This is a genomic window from Actinomyces sp. Z5, from assembly GCF_003287795.1.
GTDB lineage: Bacteria > Actinomycetota > Actinomycetes > Actinomycetales > Actinomycetaceae > Actinomyces > Actinomyces glycerinitolerans.
Genome location: NZ_QMIN01000079.1, coordinates 19,492 through 26,157 on the forward strand (window position 1 = coordinate 19,492; position 6,666 = coordinate 26,157).

The window sequence follows — 6,666 nt, forward strand, 5'->3', positions numbered from 1 at the left end:
ACAACGCAAGAACCGTTATCAGAGCCAGCGCTCTTGCACGCGAAGGTGCGAGCGCCCGGAGGCGCGAAACTGCTTTGCGCATCGGCGTCCTCTCCCGATCGAACTGACTCTGCGGCGATATCGACTGCGCGCCTCACACCCTCAAGGCGTGCACCCGCGACACCTCAAGGATACCGATCATGACGCACGATTGACCGTCTAACATGCAACATTTCAGCACTATTCATGCCACCACACTATAAACGCATCAGTTCCGTCACGCTTTGCAGCCATTTCAGCGCCGGCAACATCAAGACCCGAGTGCGTTGCCCCGGTATCGCGACGGCGGGGCGTGCACCGCTTCGCATGCCCGCCCCGCCACTCGTGACCGCCCTATGCGTCGCACGGTCGACACGATTTCTATGCGAGTCGCATGCCGTAATGCTTTCGCCATGCGATTCCCGCTGCGGCCGCGAGCAGTGCGATTGCGACAACCACATTCGGCATCAACCCGTTGCCACCAGCATTGGGCAGCCTCGCAGCCTCGAGATCCCGAATGGTGAGCACGTCATCCGCCCCGGTACCCGCCGACTGTGAAACGACCGCCGTGGATACGCCCAGTTCGGAATCGTTCAGCACGGTGATACCGGTATCGGTGATCCGGATGTGGACCGGGTTGGCCAGCAGTTGGTGTCCGGCCGGGGCCCGGGTCTCCAGCAGCCAGTACTCGTGGTTGATCGGGAGCAGCGCGGTGGTGAACACGCCGGTCTCACCCGAGGGGACCACGCCGTCAGCAATTGCGGTCGCCCCGGAGGTTGAGGGGTCGACCGGGTAGATGCTGAAGGCGGCGCCGTCCAGGTTGCCCTGACTGCCGGTCTTGACCACCGACAGCGTGCGCTTGCCGGCATCGGGCGAGACGCTGGCACACGCGACGTTGTGGTCGGGTTCGGTTGCCTGATCCACATCGCTCGGTGGGATGGCTGCGTTGTACAAGCCGTGTCCGCTTTCCAGCAGGCCATCGGCACCCGTGGAGCACGCAAGCAGCGCCTCGTCGTATCCGGCTGCCGCGGGATCGATCGCAACTGACAGGGTGAGCCTCCAGGTCATCGTCTGCCCGGAACCGATGGTCTCACCGTCGGCGAGGACGTAAGCACCCGATCCGTCCGCTGTGATCGCCTGCGCGGCGCCGCCGTCGCGGGAAACCGTGGCGCCGGTGATGTTCAGGCCGGGGGCGAATGCGGGCTGGTCCGTGACGGTACCGGTCGAACCGGGCAGTGCGCCCTCGTTGACGACGCTGATGTCGTAGGCGACGTCGAAGGAGGATCCGGTGCCCGGTTGGAGAGCCACCGTCTTGGAGAACTTCAGTACGGACTGGACGGACAGGCAGGCCGTGTTGTCGTCCTCACCGGAGGTGTCGCCGTCCATGGACACTGTGTTGACCAGTCCGGTGGGTTGGCCGTCGGCCCGGGTGCCGCCGCACTGGTAGTCGGCGGCGTCGTATCCGGAGGCCGTGGGGTCCACCGTGAAGGTGATGCGGACGGTGAAACTGCGCGTGCCGCCCACGTCGGATCCCTCGGGCGCAGCGGCAAGTTCGGGGCCGGTTCCGGCGGCTGCCAGTACCACCGGTCCGTTCAGGGCGCCGTCGACGATCGCCGGGATGGTCACGCCGGAGGCCGCGGCACCGTTCTCCAGCACCTCAACGCGGCTGATGCGTGCACCGACGGGCAGATCCGGGACGTCGGTGACGTCGCTGATGATCGTAGAGGCGGCGTGGGAGGTGTTGGTGACCGTCACGGTATAACCGGCGGTGAAGGTGCCGTCGGCACTGTTGCGAACCACCTCACCGGCCTGCTTGCTCACCGAGAAGCGCGGGTTCGCGGGCACCGTGCCGCAGGCCTCGGCGACCTTGGCGACGCCGCGAGAAGTGACTTGCGCAGCATTGTGCACCGCTTTGCCATCGGTCGCGTCCTGGGAGGTGCAGGCGCCGTCGGGTCCGGCGAGTCCGGCGTCAGGCGCGGTGACGTTGACGGTCACCGTGTATACGTGTCGTGCTCCCGCATCCAGGGTCACGTCGTCGGCCGTGTAGGTGGTCTGGCCCTCGGGGAGTAGCTGTGGGCTCGCAAGCGGGCCACCACTGACCGTGATGGAGTTGACGGTTGTGTTCGCGGGCGCGGTGACCACATCTTCCAGTGAGTAGCGCAGCGGGAGGATGCGAGAGGGATTGGTGACCGTGACGGTGTAGGTCTGGTCGAAGGTGGCGTTCGCGCCCAGGGCGTCGGCGGCGGTCACGGAGTCGAAGGTCTTGGTGACGCCGGCGTGGGGGATGATCTGGTTGGTGACGGTGACCACCAGGTCGCCCTGGCCGCCGGGTACGGTGAAGGAGACGCCGTCGCCGCTACGCGTGGTACTCACCGGGGTCTCGCCCACGGTGACCGTGTAGTCCGCGGGGCTGCCCCAGCTGAAGGAGCCGGAGTCGGACGAGTTCAGGTCCGCGGCCTGTGGGGCCTGCTCGGTGACGGTGCAGGAGGCGCCCACGGGAACGGCCTCGCCGGCGACGACGGTTCCGTCACTGTTCACGGTGGCCGTGCCGGTGACGTCGGGCTTGCCCTCCTTGGTGCAGGTGTAGCTCAGTTGGTAGGAGTCGAGGTCGGTGCCGTCGGTGGCGCCGGCCAGTTCCTTGGCGAAGGAGATCGTCTTATTGGCGAGTTTCTGCGTGGCGGTGCAGGTGACGTCGGCGTCGGCGGGCAGCACCACCTGGGTGTCGCTGTTCATGGTCACCGCGGTGGACGTACCGGTGTGCACACAGGACCAGGAGTCGACGGCGTATCCGTCCACCTCGGAGGTGGACAGCTCATAGGCGCCCGACCCGGTCGTGACCGCGGTAACGGCCGGGTCGCCCGTGACGCCGCTGAGGGTGTTCTGGCCCGACAGGCCGGAGACCGGGGTCGCGGTCAGGGTCCAGTCGGTGGCCTGGGCGTCGCCCTCGCCGACGGTGTTGACCAGGGTCAGCCTGGAGTGGGCCACGTACTGGTTGTGCCAGGTGCAGTTGATTGCGGCCTCCTCGTAGGAGGTGGCCAGCTCGGCCTGGTCCAGGCGGATGGTGCGGTTGGCCAGGTCGACCGAGTCGGAGGTGTCCATCCGTTGGCCGTCGCGGCGCATCAGCGGATGCTCCTGGCCGCCGCTCTTGTAGGTACAGGTGACACCGCCGAGGGTCCATCCGGAGGTGGTGTCCGTCAGCGCCGGGGTGAGTGCGTTCTCCTGGACGATTGCGGCGTCGTTGGGCGCGAGCAACTCGTAGGTGGTGGGGTCGGAGACGGCGCCGGCACTGCCCCAGCCGGTGGGGGTCAGCGAAGCGGGGGTGCCCCACTTCTCGGCCCCGTAGCTGCCCTCGGCGGAGACGTTGGAGTAGCTGAAGGTGGGGATCGGTGTGGTGGCCTGGAGGGAGTCATCGGTCTCGACCACCTTGGTGAAGGTCACCGGACGGACCTGCTCCAGCGAGCCGTAGAGGCAGCCGTAGCTGGTCCTGCCCTCAGGAGTGATGAAGGTGCTCTCCAGATCGGCTGAGGCCATCTCGGGAGTGACCGCGCAGGTCCCGTTTTCCCCATTGTTGACGAAGCCCCACAGGCGCAGCTTGTAGGAGATGCCGGTGCTCGGGTCGGTCCAGGAGGTGTCGGAGCGGTCGGAGGCGATCTCCAGGACGTCATGCGCGCAGGTAATTCCGTTCGGCCCCGAGGCCACCCTCAGGGTCGAGTCGAACCGCTGCAACCTGCCGTAGTACCACGCGTAGTTGTACGTACTGCCGTCACCGGCGGAGGTTCCTATGCGCCCGACGGCGGTGCCGCTGCTGTTCCATGCGTACTCGGACGGCCCGTCTGCACCGACAATGGCGTTGCCATCCGGGCCCAGCATGGTTGCGCAGTAGTTGGGTGTATCCCACTCGCGGAAGGGGAAGTTGGTCTGAATCTCCTCACCCGCGGTGGTGATCTGCAGGCTGCCGTAGTAGGACTTGGTGGTCGTGTCCACCGGATCGATATCGTTATTGTCGTGGCGCAGCGTACCCACGAGGAACACGTCGCCGACATCCGCCGCCGTGACCGACGTGGGCATGAAGCTCATGGCCGACTGCCTGACGTTGTTGAAAGCATTCGGACAGCTTCTATCGAGGAACCCGTAGGAGAAGCCCGCCCATTGCCCGGAGGAGCCGGCAACAACACCGGTGTTGTAGTTGTTGTCCTGGGGCCCGTAGTGCAGGCAGGCGATGCGCCGCGCGTACTCCTCCTGCGACATGGTCTGCCCCTGGTAGGACACCGTGTTGTCGGTGTCATACACCTTCACGTTGGAGATCTGCGCAGTGGTCTCGCCCAGGCCAACGGTGAGTGTTGCCCCAGCGGCCTCAGCCTCAGGCACAGCCAGCAGAGGAGGAGCGGCGAGCAGGGTCGCGAGCGCAAGAACACCGACCGCCACTACCGCCAAGAGGCGGCGCGATACGGCCCGCGTCCTGTGGAACGCGTGTGACAGAGGCATGGGAAGGGCTCCGTTCGACGAGGAAGGCAGGGGAGTCGCACGCCCCGCATGCGGACCCCGGCTAGGCTACTGACAGCTCTTCGACAGGTTAGTGCAAATCGATTGGCAGAAATCCACGATGTCGATAACAATGCCGTTGCCATAGAGTTAGAATGTGTGATTCGTGTCGAGTCGGTATACGAAACCTCTCATTTGCGCAGCGATTGAATCGCGCACGGCGACAGCTCGAATCCGCCGCCCCACAGACGCACCGGTTCGAGGTGGGACGGCGCGAGATATCTCGGGGCGGCTCGGCACAGGAAAGTGTCCGAGCCGCCCCGAGGCTGTTCGCCGCGGCTGTGAGCATCAACCGCTACCTCACAGCTCCCTCCTATGCGCCAGGCGCAGCACCGCGTATCCGCACACCGGAGCCACAGCCATCACCACCGACAGATGTCGTCCGTCGATGCCGGTACACGCGAGTGAGCGGACCTGCACCGTCGTACCGGTCGCGGCGCTGGTCGGCGTCGAGAGCTCCGTGCCCCGAGGCGCTGCGTACCTGGGGCACAGAGGGGCCGAGGTCGACTCGGGCGCCCGGCCGGGAACCACGAGCGAGGACGCCCAGCGGATCCGGGAGCTGGAGGCCGACAAGCCGCGAGCTGAGGCGGGCGAACGCGATCCCAAAGGAGTGCGTCAGTTGTTTTCGCGGCCGGTGCCCGCACCGCCCGTCCCGCTGATCTGCAAGATGCATCGACTCCCACACAGGGAGGAGCTGCGGGGCCTGTGCCGGTTCTGCCAGGCGCTGACCAGCGCCGGCGTCAAGATCGCCCCGAGCACCACTTGTGCAGCCAAGGCCCTGCCCCCATCGGCAAGGAGTAGACGCGATGAGGCTCTGAAGGCCGAGAACCGGGCCGGTGCACGAGAAGAACTACTGCGCGGGCGGGGCCCGCAAGACGTATGCGATGCGGGGCCGTCCCGAGGCCTCCGTCCGGCACGGGCTGGTCCATGCGGCGCCTGCTGCACCGCGGGTGCGCCTGATGCGGGCCATGGGCCTGCACGGCCACCGGCCGCGCCAAGTCACCACGCACCACGCGCAGCGCTCCTAAGGAGCAGTGCCCCGCAGACCTGGCGGGCAGGCACTTCAGCGCTTTTCAGGCCCAACGAGCTGTGGGCGGGTGGGCATTCCCCCACTACGTGGGAGGTACCCCCACCCACGTGCGAACCATGAGCGGCTGGCTACGTCGCCTTCGCCCGCCGACGTGCTGCTCCCGGCGGATCGTCGGCTGGCAGACCACCCGCGAGCCCGTGTGCACCGACCTGGCCCAGGGGCGCCCTGAAGATGGGTATCTGGCAGCACCCGGCGCGAGGGAGCCGACCTTACCGGCCTGATCCACCACACGCGGCCGGGGGGCGGCTGTACCGGGCGACACGAGTGCGGGCAGGCCCCCTCCGACTGCGACGCGGTCGCCTCGGTCGGGTCGAAGGGCGACCTCCTTTCGGCCTCGCGCTGGCCGAGGCCCTGATACTGGCTGCACAAGGCCGAGCTCATCCTTGGGCCACCACTGCCTCGACTCCCACGGCCCCTGGCAGGGCATCGACGACGCCCGTGTTCGCCACCGCCCAGTCGGCGCAACTGGTCGGGCACAGTCCGCCCCCAATCCGCCATCGACATGCACGCCCCTATCCAGTACGAGCAGGCATACACCCCACCACCACCAGACGACAACGACAACGACACCACCGCCGAGCCCGAAACCGAGCCCGAGGCCGATGCCATGGACGCCGGCGAGCAGACCGCGCACCCATGCGCCACTCCTTCTCTCGCCTTCACCCCGGCTACAAGTCAGTAGTCGACCCGGAGGTTTCCGAAGTCCGGCGCCGGACCATCCGGATTATCCCCGGTTACGGAGTTCACTCCCGCCGAGAGCCTCGTCTTAATGGACAGCTTGGAGAAACTACCGGTGAAGGTGCCGTTAGACACTCCCTTGATCTCTGCCTCGGCCTTCCCCGCCACCAGCACTCGGAAGCTGCGCGGCTCGGCGCTACGATAGTTGAATGTCAGTGTGTACTCACCATCCTCCGGAATCCACACGTTGGCCAGCGTGGCGTCATTCCCGGCTCTTCGCGTTTGTGGGTGTGGTCGGTGGGGGTGGGAGCTGTCAGCTGGGGTGCGGGGTGCGGGCC

The 6,666-nt window shown here is 66.7% G+C and carries 3 protein-coding genes; 1 reads left to right on the top strand and 2 read right to left on the bottom strand.

Annotated elements, in window-relative coordinates; translation table 11 throughout:
• Positions 1-399: 399 nt before the first annotated feature.
• The gene (locus DRB06_RS11605) at positions 400-4,386 is read right to left on the bottom strand and encodes a DUF5979 domain-containing protein (RefSeq protein WP_146750876.1); all 3,987 of its coding nucleotides are present in this window, start codon (positions 4,384-4,386) and stop codon (positions 400-402) included.
• 1,766 nt (positions 4,387-6,152) lie between these two features.
• Here DRB06_RS11605 and DRB06_RS11615 point away from each other — a divergent pair.
• Positions 6,153-6,332 carry a hypothetical protein gene (locus tag DRB06_RS11615; RefSeq protein WP_108968825.1) on the top strand — a complete coding sequence of 60 codons (180 nt, stop codon included), beginning with the start codon at positions 6,153-6,155 and terminating at the stop codon, positions 6,330-6,332.
• Here the strand turns inward: DRB06_RS11615 and DRB06_RS11620 are convergent.
• Positions 6,326-6,666 (bottom strand): hypothetical protein (locus DRB06_RS11620; protein ID WP_220093023.1); only part of this gene is annotated, 341 nt, incomplete at its 5' end. The genes DRB06_RS11615 and DRB06_RS11620 overlap by 7 nt on opposite strands.

Bases quoted from the DNA above. Each gene is read 5' to 3' on its own strand.
- DRB06_RS11615 (WP_108968825.1), top strand. From the start codon at position 6,153: ATGCACGCCCCTATCCAGTACGAGCAGGCATACACCCCACCACCACCA.